Source organism: Dactylosporangium fulvum (genome assembly GCF_025137375.1).
Lineage (GTDB): Bacteria > Actinomycetota > Actinomycetes > Mycobacteriales > Micromonosporaceae > Dactylosporangium > Dactylosporangium fulvum.
The window spans coordinates 4,899,702-4,916,147 of the sequence record NZ_CP073720.1; the positions used below are offsets into that span (position 1 = coordinate 4,899,702).

The 16,446-nt window shown below is 71.4% G+C and carries 16 protein-coding genes and 1 pseudogene; 9 read left to right on the top strand and 8 right to left on the bottom strand.

What is annotated here, in order from left to right; genetic code table 11:
- Window positions 1-6 precede the first annotated feature (6 nt).
- From Dfulv_RS22995 to Dfulv_RS23015, 5 genes are read left to right on the top strand one after another with little or no spacing between them, the layout of a single operon-like run.
- Window positions 7-1,596 carry an FAD-dependent oxidoreductase gene (locus Dfulv_RS22995; protein ID WP_259867845.1) on the top strand — a complete coding sequence of 530 codons (1,590 nt, stop codon included), beginning with the start codon at window positions 7-9 and terminating at the stop codon, window positions 1,594-1,596.
- A 25-nt stretch (window positions 1,597-1,621) separates the two neighbouring features.
- A complete protein-coding gene (locus Dfulv_RS23000; RefSeq protein ID WP_259866649.1) occupies window positions 1,622-2,896 on the top strand; it encodes an ABC transporter substrate-binding protein in 1,275 nt (424 codons plus the stop codon).
- The gene (locus tag Dfulv_RS23005; RefSeq protein WP_259866651.1) at window positions 2,893-3,777 is read left to right on the top strand and encodes a carbohydrate ABC transporter permease; all 885 of its coding nucleotides are present in this window, start codon (window positions 2,893-2,895) and stop codon (window positions 3,775-3,777) included. The genes Dfulv_RS23000 and Dfulv_RS23005 overlap by 4 nt, the downstream gene beginning before the upstream one ends.
- Window positions 3,767-4,621 carry a carbohydrate ABC transporter permease gene (locus Dfulv_RS23010; RefSeq protein ID WP_259866653.1) on the top strand — a complete coding sequence of 285 codons (855 nt, stop codon included), beginning with the start codon at window positions 3,767-3,769 and terminating at the stop codon, window positions 4,619-4,621. Before Dfulv_RS23005 ends, Dfulv_RS23010 begins: the two co-directional genes overlap by 11 nt.
- A gap of 44 nt (window positions 4,622-4,665) precedes the next feature.
- A complete protein-coding gene (locus Dfulv_RS23015) occupies window positions 4,666-5,637 on the top strand; it encodes a LacI family DNA-binding transcriptional regulator (protein WP_259866655.1) in 972 nt (323 codons plus the stop codon).
- Window positions 5,638-5,705: 68 nt separating this feature from the next.
- Here the strand turns inward: Dfulv_RS23015 and Dfulv_RS23020 are convergent, their stop codons facing one another.
- The 3 genes from Dfulv_RS23020 to pdxR all read right to left on the bottom strand — a co-directional run bounded on the left by Dfulv_RS23020 (window position 5,706) and on the right by pdxR (window position 8,767).
- A complete protein-coding gene (locus Dfulv_RS23020; protein ID WP_259866658.1) occupies window positions 5,706-6,701 on the bottom strand; it encodes a globin domain-containing protein in 996 nt (331 codons plus the stop codon).
- A 111-nt stretch (window positions 6,702-6,812) separates the two neighbouring features.
- The gene (locus Dfulv_RS23025) at window positions 6,813-7,292 is read right to left on the bottom strand and encodes a peroxiredoxin (protein ID WP_259866660.1); all 480 of its coding nucleotides are present in this window, start codon (window positions 7,290-7,292) and stop codon (window positions 6,813-6,815) included.
- A 59-nt stretch (window positions 7,293-7,351) separates the two neighbouring features.
- A complete protein-coding gene (gene pdxR, locus Dfulv_RS23030) occupies window positions 7,352-8,767 on the bottom strand; it encodes a MocR-like pyridoxine biosynthesis transcription factor PdxR (protein ID WP_259866662.1) in 1,416 nt (471 codons plus the stop codon).
- A gap of 52 nt (window positions 8,768-8,819) precedes the next feature.
- Here pdxR and Dfulv_RS48415 point away from each other — a divergent pair, with 52 nt between their 5' ends.
- Window positions 8,820-10,106 (top strand): FAD-binding oxidoreductase, encoded by a 1,287-nt coding sequence (locus Dfulv_RS48415; protein WP_264675843.1) that lies wholly within the window; start codon window positions 8,820-8,822, stop codon window positions 10,104-10,106.
- Window positions 10,107-10,214: 108 nt separating this feature from the next.
- On the opposite strand, the gene Dfulv_RS23050 is transcribed toward Dfulv_RS48415, so the two are convergent.
- Window positions 10,215-11,006, bottom strand: coding sequence for a methyltransferase domain-containing protein (locus Dfulv_RS23050; RefSeq protein WP_259866664.1), 792 nt, complete (start codon window positions 11,004-11,006; stop codon window positions 10,215-10,217).
- Between the two features lie 104 nt (window positions 11,007-11,110).
- Here Dfulv_RS23050 and Dfulv_RS23055 point away from each other — a divergent pair, with 104 nt between their 5' ends.
- Together Dfulv_RS23055 and Dfulv_RS23060 are read left to right on the top strand one after the other, a co-directional pair.
- A complete protein-coding gene (locus tag Dfulv_RS23055) occupies window positions 11,111-11,458 on the top strand; it encodes a PadR family transcriptional regulator (protein WP_259867851.1) in 348 nt (115 codons plus the stop codon).
- On the top strand, window positions 11,455-12,546 hold the full coding sequence (locus Dfulv_RS23060; RefSeq protein WP_259866666.1) for a hypothetical protein: 1,092 nt from the start codon (window positions 11,455-11,457) through the stop codon (window positions 12,544-12,546). The genes Dfulv_RS23055 and Dfulv_RS23060 overlap by 4 nt, the downstream gene beginning before the upstream one ends.
- 224 nt (window positions 12,547-12,770) lie before the next feature.
- Here Dfulv_RS23060 and Dfulv_RS23065 read toward each other — a convergent pair whose 3' ends face one another.
- From Dfulv_RS23065 to Dfulv_RS23075, 4 genes and pseudogenes are all read right to left on the bottom strand, one after another.
- Window positions 12,771-12,995, bottom strand: coding sequence for a hypothetical protein (locus Dfulv_RS23065; RefSeq protein WP_259866668.1), 225 nt, complete (start codon window positions 12,993-12,995; stop codon window positions 12,771-12,773).
- A complete protein-coding gene (locus Dfulv_RS23070) occupies window positions 12,992-13,279 on the bottom strand; it encodes an RNA polymerase sigma factor (RefSeq protein WP_259866670.1) in 288 nt (95 codons plus the stop codon). The genes Dfulv_RS23065 and Dfulv_RS23070 overlap by 4 nt, the downstream gene beginning before the upstream one ends.
- Window positions 13,280-13,370: 91 nt before the next feature.
- Window positions 13,371-13,511: pseudogene (locus Dfulv_RS48890) on the bottom strand (RNA polymerase sigma factor); the annotation flags it as partial.
- A 165-nt stretch (window positions 13,512-13,676) separates the two neighbouring features.
- Window positions 13,677-15,281, bottom strand: coding sequence for a trypsin-like serine protease (locus Dfulv_RS23075; RefSeq protein ID WP_259866673.1), 1,605 nt, complete (start codon window positions 15,279-15,281; stop codon window positions 13,677-13,679).
- A gap of 466 nt (window positions 15,282-15,747) precedes the next feature.
- Between Dfulv_RS23075 and Dfulv_RS23080 the strand changes: the two genes are divergently transcribed.
- Entirely contained in the window at window positions 15,748-16,401 is a 654-nt protein-coding gene (locus Dfulv_RS23080) for a cysteine hydrolase family protein (RefSeq protein ID WP_259866675.1), read from the top strand.
- Window positions 16,402-16,446 lie beyond the last annotated feature (45 nt).

The window sequence follows — 16,446 nt, forward strand, 5'->3', positions numbered from 1 at the left end:
AAGGAGATGGCGGCGGACGTCCTCGTCGTCGGTGGCGGGCTGGGTGGTGTCGCGGCGGCTCTCGCAGCCCTGCGGGCCGGCCGGTCGGTCGTGCTCACCGAGGAGTTCGACTGGCTCGGCGGCCAGCTCACCAGCCAGGCGGTGCCGCCCGACGAGCACTCGTGGGTCGAGCAGTTCGGCGTTACGGCGAGTTACCGCGCGCTGCGCGACGGCATCCGCGCGTACTACCGCCGCCACTACCCGCTGACGGAGGCGGCCCGGCGGTGGACGCACCTGAACCCGGGCGCGGGCGGGGTCAGCCGGCTCTGCCACGAGCCGGCTGTCGCCAAGGCGGTGATCGAGGCGATGCTGCTGCCGTACCGGAGCGCCGGCCGCCTCAGCGTCCTGCAGCCCTACAAGGCGACGAAAGCGGACGTCACCGGGGACCGGATCACCGCGATCACCGTCGCGAACGCCGATCATGAGATCACCCTGACCGCGAAGTACGTCATCGACGCCACCGAGACCGGCGAACTGCTGCCGCTGACCGGCACCGAGTACGTCACCGGATTCGAGTCCCGGTTGGACACCGGCGAGCCGAGCGCACCGGCGCAGGCGCAGCCGATGAACATGCAGGCGGTGTCGGTGTGCTTCGCCATCGACCACGTCGACGGCAACCACGTCATCGACAAGCCCGCCGGGTACGACTTCTGGCGCGCCTACACGCCCCCGTTCTGGGGCGGGCCGCTGCTGTCGTTGCGCTCCCCGCACCCGCGCACGCTCGAGATCGGTGAGCGTGGCTTCACCCCCAACCCCGACGACGACCCGCTCCGCGTGCGTGCCGACCAGCGGCGCGACCCGGGCGACGCGAACCTGTGGACGTTCCGCCGGATCGCCGCGCGGAAGCTGTTCCAGCCGGGTGCCTACGCGAGCGACATCACGCTCGTGAACTGGCCGATGATCGACTACTTCGAGGCGCCGGTCATCGACGTCCCCGACGCGGAAGCGCAGCTCCGCAACGCGAAGGAACTTTCCAGAAGCGTCCTGTACTGGCTGCAGACCGAGGCGCCACGGCCGGACGGCGGCACGGGCTTCCCCGGCCTGCGGCTGCGCGGCGACATCACCGGTTCGGCGGACGGGCTCGCGCAGGCGCCCTACGTCCGGGAGTCCCGCCGCATAGCGGCCGAGTACACGATCGTCGAGCAGGACCTGTCGTACGCCGTGCGCGGCGAAAAGGGCAGCGTCGTCTACGCCGACTCGGTCGGGATCGGCATGTACCGCATCGACCTGCACCCGTCGACCGGCGGCGACACGTACATCGACGTCGCGTCCAGCCCCTTCCAGATCCCGCTGGGCGCGCTCATTCCCCGCCGGATGGAGAACCTCCTGCCGGCGTGCAAGAACCTCGGCACCACGCACATCACCAACGGCTGCTACCGGCTGCACCCCGTCGAGTGGAACATCGGCGAGGCCGCCGGCGCTCTCGCGGCGTTCTGCCTCGACAACGCCGTCAGCCCGCGCGGCGTCCGCAACAGCCCGGACCGGCTGGCCGCGTTCCAGTCCCGCCTGACCGACAACGGCGTCGAGCTCGCCTGGCCCGACGTCACCGGCTACTGAACACACCCCCCAAGGAGACCCCGCCATGCGATGGAACATCACGGCGATCGTCGCCGCCGCGCTGCTCACGCTCACGGCCTGCGGTGGCGGCAAGGAGGCCACGCAGTCCGACGGGCCGGCGAGCCTGCGCATGACGATCTGGACCGCCAACGAGGCGCACCTCAAGCTGTTCAACGAGATCGCCGCCGAGTACAAGGCAGCGCACCCGGACGTCACCGAGATCAAGTTCGACTCGCTGCCGTTCGACACGTACACCACCGCCCTCACCACGCAGATCGCCGGCGGCAACCAGCCGGACCTGGCGTGGATCCTCGAGAACTCGGCGCCGGACTTCGTGAGCTCCGGTGCGCTCGTACCGCTGGACGACACGCTCAAGAAGGCCGACGGTTACCAGTTCGACGATCTGGCGGCAGGTCCGCTGAAGCTGTGGCAGGACAAGGGGAAGCTGTACGCCTACCCGTTCTCCACCTCACCCTTCGGCATGTTCGTCAACAACGACCTGGCGAAGAAGGCCGGGCAGCAGACCCCCGCCGAGCTGATCGCCGCCGGGCAGTGGAACTGGGACACCGCGCTGAAGCTCGCGTCAGCGGTCAACGCGGGCACCGGCAAGGCCGGCCTGGTGATCCGCGACTTCGACTACAAGACCTGGAACAACCTCGCGAGCTTCTGGGGCGGCTGGGGCGCGAAGGCGTGGAGTGACGACGGCAAGACGTGCGGCTTCGACCAGCCGGAGATGGTCGAGGCGATGACGGCCCTGCACAAGGCGGTCTTCGTGGACAAGGCGCTGCCCGGGCCCGGCGTCAGCGCGGACTTCTTCGCCGGTGACGCGGCGCTGACGATCACCCAGATCAGCCGGGCGTCGCTGCTGAAGAACACCTTCGGCTGGGACCTGGTGCCGCTGCCGCAGGGCAAGGCCGGCTCGTACGCGGTGTTCGGCCAGGCCGGCATCGGGGTGTTCAAGAAGAGCAGGAACGCGGCCGTGGCGCAGGACTTCCTGGCCTTCATGACCAACCCGGCCAACTCCGCCAAGCTCGCCGCCTACTTCCCGCCGCCGCGCACCTCGCAGCTCACCGCCGAGACGCTCGCCAAGACCAACCCGCTGCTGAAGCCGGAGCAGCTGCAGAAGGTCGTCGTGGACGGCATCGCCAAGGGCGCGGTCGGGCCCAGCCACGCCGGCTTCGCGGAGCTGAGCCAGACCGTCCGCGCGAGCCTCGACCCGCTGTGGCAGCCGCAGGCGGACGTCAAGGCCGTGCTGGGCGGCGTCTGCGCGAAGATCGCACCGCAACTGGCGAAGTCGTGACGCTGCGCCAGCGGACCGCCGATCGGCTCGTGGGGTACCTGTTCGTCACCCCGCAGCTGGTCGGCTCGGCCGTCTTCGTGTTCCTGCCGCTGTGCCTGGTGTTCTGGTACAGCCTGCACGAATGGAACGTGCTCGCCGACAGCTTCGAGTACGTCGGCGCCGAGAACTACCAGGCGCTGCTCGACGACCCGTCGCTGCCGTCCGTGCTGCGCGCGACCGGGCTGTTCTCCGTCGGGCTGGTGGTGTTCAACCTGTTGCTCGCGCTGCTGCTGGCGGTGCTGCTGAACCAGAAGCTGCGCGGCCTCACGGTGTACCGCACCCTCTTCTTCTCCCCGGTGGTCGTGTCGCTGGTGGCGTGGACCATCGTGTGGGGCTTCCTGCTGCAGTCGAACGGGGGCGTCAACGGCCTGCTGGCCACGATCGGCGTGGACGGCCCCAACTGGCTGCGCAACGGCACGTCGGCGATGGTGTCGGTGGTCGCCGTGCAGGTGTTCAAGAACGTGGGGCTGAACATGGTGCTGTTCCTGGCGGCCCTGCAGGGGGTGCCGTTCGAGCTGTACGAGGCGGCGCAGCTGGACGGCGCGTCGGCGTGGTCCCGATTCCACCGGATCACGGTGCCGATGATCAGCCCGACGATCCTGCTGACGTCGATCATCACGGTCGTCGGCTCGCTGCAGGTGTTCGCCCAGATCGCCGTGCTGACCCAGGGCGGGCCGGGCACGTCGACCACCGTGCTCGTGTACTACCTGTATCAGCAGGCGTTCCAGTTCCACCACTTCGGCTACGGTTCGACCCTGGCCATCCTGCTGTTCGTCATCGTGCTGGTGCTGACGCTGGTGCAGTGGCAGCTGCGCAAGAGGTGGGTCGTCCATGAGCAGTAAGTCCATGAGCAGCAGGTCCAGGCGGCTCAAGGTCGCCGTCTACGGGATCCTCAGCGTCCTGCTCGTCCCGTTCGTGTTCCCGACCTGGTGGATGGTCACCTCGTCGTTCAAGCCGACGAGCGAGATCTTCGCGTATCCGCCGCGGCTGCTGCCCGGGCACTGGCAGTTCGACGCCTACCGGCAGGTCTTCGAGCTGCAACCGTTCGCCCAGCAGTACTGGAACAGCCTCTACATCGCCGCGATCGTCACCGTCGGCACGATGGCGGTGGCGTCGCTGTCCGGCTACGCGTTCGCCCGTATCCGGTTCCCCGGCCAGAACGTGCTTTTCGTGGTGGTGCTCACCGGGCTGCTCATCCCGAGCGAGGTGACGATCGTCCCGCTGTTCCAGCTGTTCAACCGGTTCGGCCTCATCGACACCCACTGGCCCCTGATCCTGGTGCCGATCTTCGGTGCGCCGAGCGTCCTCGCCACGTTCATCATGCGGCAGTACTTCATCACGCTGCCCCGGGAACTGGAGGAGGCGGCCCGCGTCGACGGCCTGGGACGGTTCGCCACCTTCTGGCGGATCGGCCTCCCGTTGGCCCGCCCGGCGCTCGGCGCGGTCGGCATCTTCACGTTCCTGGCGAGCTGGAACCTGTTCCTGGAGCCGGTGGTCTACCTGTCCAGCAAGGAGAAGTTCACGCTGCCGCAGGCCCTGACGCAGTACGTCGACGCGTACGGCGGGCCGATGTGGGACGTGCAACTCGCGGCTGCCGCACTGACCGCGCTACCGGTGCTGGTCGTGTTCGTGATCGCGCAACGGCAGTTCGTCGAAGGGCTGGCGCACACCGGCCTCAAGGGGTGATACACAGTGCCGTATGAGCGGTTCCGGAGCGCAGCGGAGGGTGCATGAGCCGTCGTGTGACACAGCGGGACATCGCCCGGATGACGGGAGTCAGCCAGGCGACGGTGTCCCTGGTGCTCAACAACCGCACCGGCGACGACGTGCGGATCGCGCCCGAGACCCGGCAACGGGTCCTGGACGCGATCCGCAGCACCGGCTACGTCGCCGACCCGGTCGCCCGGCGGCTGGTGTCGGGCCGCAACCGGATCCTCGGCGTCTTCACCTACGAGCCGCTCTTCCCCAGCGGTGCGGCCGACTTCTACCACCCGTTCCTGGTCGGCATCGAGGAGCGCGCCGAGGAGCTCGACTGCGACCTGCTGCTGTTCACCTCAGGGCGGGGCCGGCGCGTCCACGACGAGAGCCGGATCGGCCTCGCCGACGGCACGATCCTGCTCGGCCGCCACGTGGACGAGCTGGACCTGCGGCGGCTCGTCGCGGAGCGGCACGCGTTCGTGTCCGTCGGCCGGCGCGACGAGCCGGGCGTGCCGTACGTCGGGGCGGACTACCCGTCGGCCGTCGCGGCTTTCCTGGACCGTGCGCTGGCCCTGGGGCACCGCCGGATCGGCTATCTGGGCACCGGTGGCCCGGCCGAGTCGCACGCCGACCGGCTGCGCGGCTTCGCCGGGTTCGACGTCGCGCACCTGCGGCCCCCGGCCGGCCTCGACGCGGCGCTCACGCGGGGGCTGACGGCGGTCTTCACGGAGGAGTACGCCGACGCGGTCGCGCTGATCGCCGAGGCGACGGCGCGCGGCCTGGCGGTGCCGGGCGACCTGTCGGTGGTCGCACTGGCCGAGCCCAGCGGCGGCGGGCCGGTGCTCGACACGCTGGCCCGGCTGGCGATCCCGCGGCGGGAGATGGGCTGGGAGGCCGTCACGCACCTGACGGCGGTGATCGAGGGCGCTGCGCCGGGGCAGCGCCTGCTTTCCTGCGGCATGGTCCCCGGCACAACGCTCGGTGACACCCGTCATGTGTCGTGACGGGAGGTCCCGCGCACCCGCGTCGCAGAGCAGGTCGCCACCGCCCGGCCCGGGCGGCTTGTCGGCGACTACTCCAGATCCGCACGCCACAGGTCCGGACCGAACACCTCGTACTGGATGTCCCGGGCCGGCACGCCCCGCTCGATCAGCGAGCTGCGCACCGCCCGCATGAACGGCAGCGGTCCGCACAGATAGTAGGCGGCCCCGTCGGGCAGCGGAACCTGCGCGAGATCCATCAGCCCGGCGAAGGCGCCGTCCAGCGGGAGCCGGGTCTGCGCACCGCGCTCGTACCAGGCGTACATGGAGCCGCGTGGCAGCGCGGCGACGTCGCCGAGGACCTGCCGGCGCAGCGCGAACGACGTTTCGTCGATGTCGGCGTGCAACACCATGACCTCCAGATGCGACCCGGCGGCCACCAGGTGTGACAGCATGCCGGCCATCGGCGCGATCCCGATTCCGGCGCTGGCGAACACGACCGGGCAGCCGGAGTCGTTGAGCACGACTTCGCCGTACGGCAGGGACATCGTCAGCACGTCGCCGACGCCGACGCGCTGGTGCAGCAGGGTCGAGACCTCGCCGTCGGGCCTGCCGCCGCCGTGCACCCACTTGACCGAGAACTGGCGGTGCTGTCCGTCGTCGGCGCGGGTGAGACTGTACTGGCGGGGCTGGCGCACGCCGTCGGGCATCGGCATCCGCACGGTGATGTACTGCCCGGGCAGCGAGGTCTTCACCAGCCGGTCGGCCCACATCAGGTGGTCGTGAACGATCCGGTACTGATCGGGCCGGATGCCGAGCGACGCATGCTTGTGCGCGACACGTGACAGCAGGCGCTCCGGCAGGTTGTCCGGTGTGTGGACCAGGGCGTCGGCGAACGCCGCCACCGCCCCGGCGAGCGCCTGCTGCTGGGCGCCGCTGGCCTGGTTGCCGCGGTTGAAGGTGCCGTCGAGCAGGTCCGGATGCTCGGTGAACATGTGGCGGTAGAAGCGCTCGGCGATCGTCCCGATGTTGTCCGCCACCGCCGGCAACGTCGCCTGCACGACCGGCCGGGCCTTGGCTGAGAGCATGACGCGCTCCGCGGTGAATGCACGCTTCGTCGGCGTTCCGTCTTCAACCGTAGCGCTGCCGCCACGGTGACACGGCGCCGGCGCGGGCTTGCCATGGTCCGGGCCTGCGGCTCATTGGCGGCGCGCGTGCGCGCGCAGCACCTGGAGCGCCCGGTCGGCGTGCTCGTTCATGCTGATCTCGCTGTGGATGACCGCGAGGATGCGCCGGTCGGTGTCGATGACGAACGTCATCCGTTTGGTGCTCAGCGGACCCAGCGGCAGGCGCCGCCGCACCCCGAGCAGGTCCGCCACGACCCCCTGGGGGTCCGACAGCAGCGGGTAGTCGAACTTGTGCAGCTCGGAGAATTCCCGCTGCCGCTCGACGGTGTCCCGGCTGATGCCGACGCGCTGCGCGCCGACCTCGGCGAACTCCGCCGCCAGGTCACGGAAGTGGCAGCTCTCCGCGGTGCAGCCACGGGTCAGCGCAGCAGGATAGAAGAAGAGGACCACCGGCCCGTTGCCGAGCAACTCGCTGAGGCGGCGGGCGGTGCCCGTTTCGTCGAGCAGTTCGAAGTCGTCGACCACGTCGCCCGGCTGTGCATCCTTAGCCATGTCACAACGATACGCAGGCCTCCTGACAGCTGCGTGCCGGCGCCGGTCCGGTCAGGCGATCACGATGCCAGCGACCGGGCCAGCAGCGCCACGCCCTCGTCGATCGCGCGCTCGCTCAGCGACGCGTAGCCGAAGATCAGCCCCTGCGGGCCGGGGCCGTTCAGGCGGTAGCCGCGCAGGCCGTACACCGCGACGCCGACCGTCGCCGCGGCGCGCTCGACGTCCTCCTCGGTCAGGCCAGGCGGTAGCCACGCGACCAGGTGCTGCCCGGCGGCGACGCCCACCGGGCGGAACCGCGGCAGGTGCCGGGCCAGGGCGGCGAGCAGCGCGTCGCGGCGCCGGCGGTAGAGCGGGCGCATGCGGCGCAGGTGCCGGTCCAGCTCGCCGGCGGTGAGGAAGTCGGCGAAGGCGAGCTGGTCGATGGCGGGCGAGCCACGGTCGGCGAGCACCTTCGCGGCGACGACCGGCGCGACGAGCCGCCGGGGCAGCAGTATCCAGCCCAGCCGCAGGCCCGGTGCCAGGGTCTTGCTGGCCGAGCCCAGGTACGCCACCCGGTCCGGCGCCAGCCCCTGCATCGCGCCGATCGCGGCCCGGTCGTAGCGGTACTCGGCGTCGTAGTCGTCCTCGACGACCAGCGCGCCGGTGCGCCGCGCCCAGCGCACCACGCCGGCGCGGGCCTCTGCGGACAGCACGCCGCCGGTCGGCCACTGGTGCGAGGGGGTGAGCACGAGCGCCTCGGCGTCCACGGCGTCGAGCGCGGCGACGTCGATGCCGTGCTCGCCGACCGGAACCCCGGCCAGGGCGAACCCGGCGGCGGTGGCCAGGGGCCGCACGTCGTCGTTGGCGGAGGGGTCCTCGACGGCGATGGGCCGGCGCGGGCCCGGCGCGGCGCCGAGGACGCTCACGAGCAGGGCGATGCCCTGGGCGTAACCGGCGCAGACCACGATGTCGTCGGGGTGGGCGACGGTGCCGCGGACCCGGTTGAGGTACGCGGCGAGCGCCGCCCGCAGCTGCGGGTCGCCCTGGCCGCTGGTGTACCCGAACCGCTCCGACGGCGCCTCGGTGAGCACCCGGCGCAGGGAGCGCAGCCAGGCCGCCCGTGGGAACTGCGAGACGTCGGTGCGCCCGTACCCGAAGTCCACGACCGCCGCCGGGCGCCGCCGCGGCGGCTCGGGTGCGGCCGGCGGCGCCGCCTCCGGACCCGCGCTCACCCGGGTGTAGCCGCCGGACCGGCTGGTCAGGTACCCCTCGGCGACGAGTTGCTCGTACGCGGCCACGACCACGCCCCGCGACACGCCGAGCGAGGCGGCCAGCACCCGGCTCGGCGGCAGCGAGCTGCCGACCGGCAGCCGCCCCTCCCGCACCGCGGCCCGGATCGAGTGCTCGATCTGCCGGTGCAGCGGACCGCCGCCCTCCCGGTCGAGCGCGCCGAGGTGCAGGTCGGTCGCGGCCCGCCCCGAATTGGTCCTGCTCATCGGCATGGAATCGGACCTCTCATGCAGTACCAAATCCAATGATGCTGTGAATATGACGACGACGGCGCAGAATCTCAACACGCTGAGCGCGGGCGACCCCGGATATGACGAGGCCCGCACGATCTGGAACGCGATGGTGGACCGCCGCCCCGAGCTCATCGTGCGGGCCTCGGGCACGGACGACGTGGTCGCCGCGGTGCGCCTGGCCCGCGAGCGCGGCCTGGAGATCGGGGTCCGCTGCGGCGGCCACAACGCGGCCGGCTTCGCGGTCCCCGACGGCGGCCTGATGATCGACCTCACCCCGATGGGCGCCGTGCGGGTCGACCCGGCCCGCCGCACCGCGTGGGTCCAGGGCGGTGCCTTGCTCGGCGCGCTGGACATCGCGGCGCAGCGGCACGGCCTGGCCACCACGGCCGGCAACGTCTCCCACACCGGTGTCGGCGGCCTCACGCTCGGCGGCGGCATGGGCTGGCTCGCCCGGCAGTACGGCCTGGCCTGCGACAACGTGACCGCGTGCCGGATCGTCACCGCGACCGGCGAGGTGCTGCGCGCCACCGCCGACGAACACCCGGACCTGTTCTGGGGCCTGCGCGGCGGCGGTGGCAACTTCGGCGTGGTCACCGAGTTCGAGTTCCGTGTGCACCCGGTCGGCACACGCGCCCTGGTCGCCGAGTACACCGCCGGCGCCGCCCACGCACCCGCCGCGATGCGCCACTGGCGCGACCTGGCCGGCTCCGCCCCGCGCCAGGCGACGTTGGAGGCGTTCTCGCCCGGCGACGGCTCGGTCAAACTGGGATTCGTCTGGGTCGGCCCCGGCGACCCGGCCGCACTGCTGGCCGAGATGCCCACGGCGCGGGTGACGAAGATGTCGTACCTTCAGCTGCAGACCCGCGACGACACGACCGGCGGCCACGCGTATCGCCGCTACTCCAAGGGCCACTACCTGCGCACCCTGCCCGACGCGGCGATCGAGGCGTTCCTGGCCCCGGGCCCGGCGTCACGCAGCCTGCAGACGTACGGCGGCGCGATCGCCGACGTCGCCCCCGACGCCACCGCCTTCGCCCACCGCGACACCGCGTTCGAGTTCGGCACCGGCATGCGCTGGACCGACCCGGCCGAGGACGCGGCCCGGATGTCCGAGGCCCGCGCCACGGCCGCGGCGCTGGCCCCGTACGCGGCGGGCGTCTACGTGAACGTCCTCAACGACGAGGGCGACGCCGGGGTGCGCCGCGCCTACCCGGCGGCCCAACTGGCCCGCCTGACCGCGGTGAAGGACGCCTACGACCCGGACAACGTCTTCCACCTCAACCACAACATCCGCCCCAGCTCCCGCCCCTGACCCCGAGTGCGGACGCACCGGCACTCGAAGCACCACGCGACGGGCGCTCGACCCGCTCGGCCGAGAACGCACGGCGCAGGCAGCGACTGACCCGGGTAGCGGCGCGGTTCAGGCGGGTCGCCGGCCCCATGCCGAGATCATGGGCGAGGTGGCGACGTCGAGGAGCCCGGTCGCAAGGTTGTCGAGATGCCGGTCGATCTCTTCGCCGGTGGCCAGGCCGGCGGCGATCAGCCGGTCGCGGATCTGCCTCACGGTGGCCTGCTCCAACAGGGCGCAGGCGGCACCGGTGATCGGGAAGAAGGCGTCGGCTTCGACGTCGGCCAGTCCGGCGTCGCGCAGCAACCGCGGTAGCGTGCGCCCGTAGGACAGGTCGACACCGCGCTGGGCCATCAGCGTGCGGAAGTCGTGCTTGAGCTTGTTGGCCAGCCGCTGGGCCGGGCCGGACTCGTCCGGGCAGGCCAGCGGCTGCATCATCGGGTCGGCCTCCTCCACCAGCAACCAGCCGCCGGGCCGTAGCGCCGAGGTCATGGCGGCGAGCGCCGCGGCGCGCTGGGGAACGTGGACGAGGACCAGGCGCGCGTGCACCAGGTCGAAGCCGTCCCCCGGCGGTGGGTCGGCACCGACGTCGTGGCGGTGGACCTCGTAGTCCGCGTCGGCGGCCATCCACGAGACGTCGATGTCGGTGGCGAGCACGTGCCCCGTCGGTCCGACGCGCTCGGCGAGCCAGGACGGCACGCTCGCGCCTCCCGCGCCGACTTCCCAGCATCGCCAGCCTTCCGCGACACCGAGCGCGTCGATGTGCCGAAATGTGGAGGGGTTGAACAGCGTCGCCAGGGCGTCAAATCGGACACCTGCCTCCGCTTGTTGATTGTCGAGCAGATAGCCGCCGCCGTCAGTCACGTGGGCATCATCTCAACCGCTGACGCCCACGCTCAGCTCGGCCGTACGAACTCGTTACAGTTGCCGATATGTATCGGTTACCGTAATCTCCGGGCATGGCTGCAATGCGGGAACCGACGTTCCTCATCCTCACCGCCCTCGCCGCCGGGGCCCGGCACGGCTACGGCCTGATCCAGGAAGTCGGCGCGCTGTCCGGCGGCGACGTCGTCCTCGGCGCCGGCACGCTGTACGGCGCACTGGACCGTCTGGTGGAGCAGGACCTCATCGCCGTCGACCGGGACGAGGCGGTCGACGGTCGCCTCCGCCGTTACTACCGGCTGACCGACCGGGGCGCCGGTGCGCTCGCCGCCGAGGCGGAGCGGTTGCAACGCAACGCATCGGCCGCGGTCGCCCGGTTGCGCCACCGCGCGCAGCCGGGTGCCGGCCCGGCCCTCGGCGGGGTAACGGCATGACCGAACACCGGCCCGTTTCGCCCGGGCTGCGCCGCCGGTACCGCCGGCTGCTGCTGGCCTATCCCGGTGCCTACCGCCGCCACCACGGCGCGGAGATCCTCACCACGCTCATGGACGCCGCCGGACCCGGACGTGAGCGGCCCACCGCCGCCGAGGTGCGTGACGTCGTCGCCGGCGGGTTACGGCAGCGCTTCCGCTTGCCGGTCGGCCGGTTGATGATGCTCGCCGCGCTCCTGACCGCGTTGACCCTCGGTGGCCTCGGCGCCTCAGTGGGCTCGGCGATCGGGTGGTCCACCGCCCAGCGCCCACCCACCGACGCGGCCGTCGGCGAAATGATCGACCTGGCGACGGGAGGCTCGGTCCGGCACAACGTCTCGCGCCATCCGGGGCCGCTGGGCCAACGGTCGCAAGTCATCGCATCCACCGCGGACTTCACCACGGTGTGGTCGCCCGAGCAGGCACGATCCCGGCTCGCGGCTGCGGGCTGGCGGGTGAATCCCGCCGCGACCGGGCAGACGGAGTCCTACCTGGACGCGGACGGCGTCGTGACAACGATACCCATGGACGCGACCAGCATCGTCGCGGAACGCGACGGCATCACGCTGAAGCTGACCATCGGGACGTACCGAGGTGGTCCGCCCTACCTGGACGGGACGAGCAACGCGATGCTTGTCGCAATGCCGGCCGAACCGGTGTCCGTGCTTCCCCTCACCGTAGTGGGTTTGCTGCTGGGCCTGCTCGGCGGCTGGCTCCTCGCCGCCCGGGCCGGATACCGGCTGCGCCGGGCCGCATCGTGGCAGCGAGCACCGATCAACGGTCTCACCGGCGCGGCGGTGCTGCTGCTCGCCCCGTCGACAATCGCAGCCTGGTACTTCGCCGGCCGGGCCACCGTCGCCGCGGCCGGGTCCGGACCCGCCGGGTTCGATCAGCTACCCGTGCCGCCGGCGTACGTGGCCTACATTCACGACCTCACGCCAGCCTGGTACACCATCGCCGCGCTGGTGGCAGGAGCGATCGTGCTCGTACTGTCGATGACCGTTCGCCCCCGGCCGGCGCTCATCCAACCCTTCGGAGAGCCCGGCCGGTAGCCCGACTGCTCACACCTCCTCGCCGGTGCCTGCGCTGTCGACACCAGCGCAGGCGCCGCGCCGAGATGGTCGAGCGTGGTCGTCGGTGATGAACCGTACGATGTCGTCCCGCGGAAACGGATCATCGCCGCCGACCGCGACCGCTCACCGTGCGCCGTTGCCCCCGGTCAGTTCGGCTTTGCGGCGCATCAGCGCTGCCCTTGCCCGGCGGGCCGACCGCAGGTTCACGGCGGCCAGTACGCCCACTGCGAGCACAACGCCCAGCAGTGACGGCTCGAGCTTGTGCCGCAGGCCACCTTCGTGCGCGGCGGTAGCCCGGGCTCGGTCGCCCAGAGCAGGCTGATCAGGGCGCTGTCGGTGAGACCGGCGAGGGCCAGGATCAGGTAGCCGATCCGCTTGCGCAGCGACAACGGCGCGTCGAGTCGTGCCAGGATCTCTTCCGGAGTCACGCTTCGTACCCCTTCCGCATCAGTTCGTGGCGTAGCAGCCCGCGTGCCCGGTTGAGCCGCGACTTGACCGTGCCGACGGGCACGGCGCAGATCTGCGCGCAGGCGTCCAGTGGCAGGTCCTCGAGGTAGAACAGCAAGAGCACTTCCCGTTCCCGGACGGGCAGCGCCGCCAGCGCGCCGACGAGCATCTCCCGGTTGACGACGCCTTCTGCCTCGTCGTCGCCGGGGATGTCGTCGATCGGTTCGGGTTCCGGGCTCGTGTACGTGTCCCGCAGCCGGTTCATCACTGCCCGGCGGGCGATGACGAACAGCCAGGGGGGTGAACCGGTCCGGCCGCCGCAGTCTCGGCAGCCCTTCGCAGACCGCCAGCCAGATCTCCTGCACCACATCGTCGTCGGATCCGCCGAGCATCCGCCTGACGTACCGCTCGACCGCCGGATGCCAGGCCCGCACCAGTTCGGCGAAGGCTTCCCGTTCACCCAGCTGGCAGCGGACCACCAGTAATTCATCGCTCATCGGCCCTCCTTCGCCAGTTCAGTCGGCGTGAAGGCCCGGCGGGTTCATTTTCGGCGATGGTCCGTGCGCGTCGACCCTGTTGTGGACGGGCCGGTTCCGTTCCCGGGTGGCGGGAACGGAACCGGCCCTGCTGCTCGGAGCGGTCCGGCCGGCGTGCTCGAAGGTCTACCAGCCGTTGCCGATCTTCACGGGCGCGACGCTGCTCGGGCCGCGCCGGCTCTCGCCCGGGTAGAGCCACAGGTCGCCGGTGGCGTCGTGCCTGGCGATGAGGTCCTTGTTGCAGAAACGTCGTACGTCAACGGAAATGCACTGGCGGTCCCAGTCGGCCGCGCCGAACGGTGATCTGCCGGACCAGCCGCTGCCGATGCGCACCCCGGGGTCCCAGCCGTAGCCGCGCACGCCGCGGCCGGGGTAGAGCCACAGATCGCCGGAGTCGTTGTATCTGGCGAGAATGTCCTGGCGGCCGTCGCGGTCCCAGTCCGTCACGCCGAACGGCGTAAAGGCGTTCCAGGTGTCACTGATCTTCACCCAGGGCAGCACCATCTCGCCGCGCTGGCTCGCGCCGGCCCAGAGCCACAGTTCGCCGGTGCTGTCCTGCCGGGCGATCAGGTCTTGGTGGCCGTCGCGGTCCCAGTCGGCCACGCCGAACGGCGTGTAGCCGCTCCAGCCGCCGCCGAGACGCACCGGCAGCGCGCTTCCGGGACCGCGCCGGCTTTCGCCCGGCTGGAGCCACAGTTCGCCGGTGGGGTCGTGCCTGGCGAGAATGTCCTGGTGGCCGTCGCGGTCCCAGTCGGCAACGCCGAACGGCGTGTAGCGGCTCCAGCCGCCGCTGAGGCGCACCGGTGGCGTGCTGCCGTAGCCGCGCCGGCTTTCGCCCGGGTAGAGCCACACTTCGCCGGTCGAGTCGCGCCTGGTGATGATGTCCTGGTGGCCGTCGTGGTCCCAGTCGGCGGTGCCGAACCAGGTGTACGGCAGGCGCGTGATCTGGCTGAGGATCCAGTCACGGTTCCCGCCGGCGCCCACCTCGCTGTAGGACCCGGCACCTCCGCAGCTCGCGCCCTTGACCACGCCGGCCTGCACCGTCGTTCCGTTGGCCCGCACCAGCAGCGGGCCGCCGCTGTCGCCCGGGCACGGACCGCGGTCCACCATGATCCTCTTGATGCCGAGGTCGTCCACCTCCGGTGGCGTGATGTTGACGACCGCCACCTGCAGCTGGTTGGGAAGGGCGCCACTGGCGTCGCGTCCCCAGCCGATGGCCAGGCCCTGGTCGTACTGTGTGAACGGGCCGGACTGGATGCCGTCCCACAGTCCGGCGTCGGCGGGCGTGGCCAGCCGGACCGGTGTCACGGTGGTCACCGGTGAGCTGAGCTCGAGCAGTGCGACGTCGTTGTGCCCGCCCTGATAGCCGGGGTGGCGCACGATTCGGGTGATCCGGCGCAACTCGCCGCCGGTGGCGGCCGTGGTGTTGCCCACCCGGGCGGTCACGTCGCCGACCGACGCCGGCGCCGCGCAGTGTGCTGCGGTGAGCACCCAGCTCGGGTGGATCAGTGAGCCGGTGCACAGGGCGCCCACCGCCGTGTTGCGGATCTCGGCGACGAACGCCCACTCGGCTGTCGTCACGGCGGAGCCGCCGTGGATGGCCTGGGCCGGGGACGCTACGACGCTCGGCACGGCGACGCCCAGCAGCGCAGCGGCCAGTGTGCCGGTGAGTCGCGCACGGCGGTGCCTGCCGCGTTGCGAGGCAGGCGGGCGGACAAGGGTCACGCTCATGGACACAGATCCCTTCCTCGTGTACGACGCGGGCCGCGTCGTGCTCCTGCGGTGCGGTGATGCGCGTCGTGCACCTCAACTTCGGTATCACGGCGGATATTGATTAAACTAATGGCTATCGAATATGCGCGGCGCTATCACGTCCGATGGGCGACACATCGATCCGGCTGTATCGGGGCGTATGCGAATCTGCGGAGTCGCGATGCCGCTACGAAGACTGGGTCAACGCCGGCCTGCCGGCGCAGTGACGCTGCCCGGCTCAGGGCCGAACCGGCGGCCTTCCCGACCTCGGCCGCACCGTTGCTTGCCGGTACTTGCTGGTGGGCCGGACGCCGTTGAAGGTGTAGGTGCAGCAGGAACAGTGCCAGCGTAGAGCCCGCGACCCCCGTGCCCGCGGCACCGGAGCATCGTGGGAAGCCGCTCATCCGCGAGCGGATCCTGGTCGCCGGCGCGGTAGCGTGAACCGGTGGCCATCGTGACGGATCCGCATCTCGCGCTGCACTTCCCGACGTCAGCGCTCATCACCATCGACGTGCAGCGCGACTTTCTCTCCGACGCGCCCTACGGCATTCCCGGCACCACCGAGGTGCTGCCCGAGGTCGTCGCCGCCGTGGAGGCGTTCCGGGCGGCCGGCCGCCCGGTCGTGCACGTGATCCGCCTGTACGAGAAGGGCGGCGGCAACGCCGACCGGGTCCGGCGGGGGCTGCTGTCGACCGGCGTCGAGCTTGCCACGCCGGGCAGTCACGGCAGCCGGCTCGCCCCGGGCATGCTGCCCGAGCCCGCCGCGGACCTCGATCACGAGCTGCTGCTCGGCGGCGGCGTGCAGCAGGTCGGCCCGGCCGAGTTCATCGTCTACAAGCCGCGCTGGGGCGCGTTCTACGAGACGCCGCTGCAGGACCTGCTCACCGCCCGGGGCGTCGACTCGCTCGTCTTCGTCGGCTGCAACCTGCCCAACTGCCCGCGCGCCAGTCTCATCGAGGCCAGCGAACGCGACTTCCGTGTCGCGCTCGTCCCGTCGGCGGTGTCCCGCACCAGCGAGCAAGGGCTGGCCGAGGTCGCCGGACTGGGCGTGCTGCTGCTGTCCCTCGACGAGATCCGCGCCGGACTCGCGGCGGCGTAAGCCCACCGGGGCCGGGCGTCACCACCCGGGGGTGCCCGGCCCTTC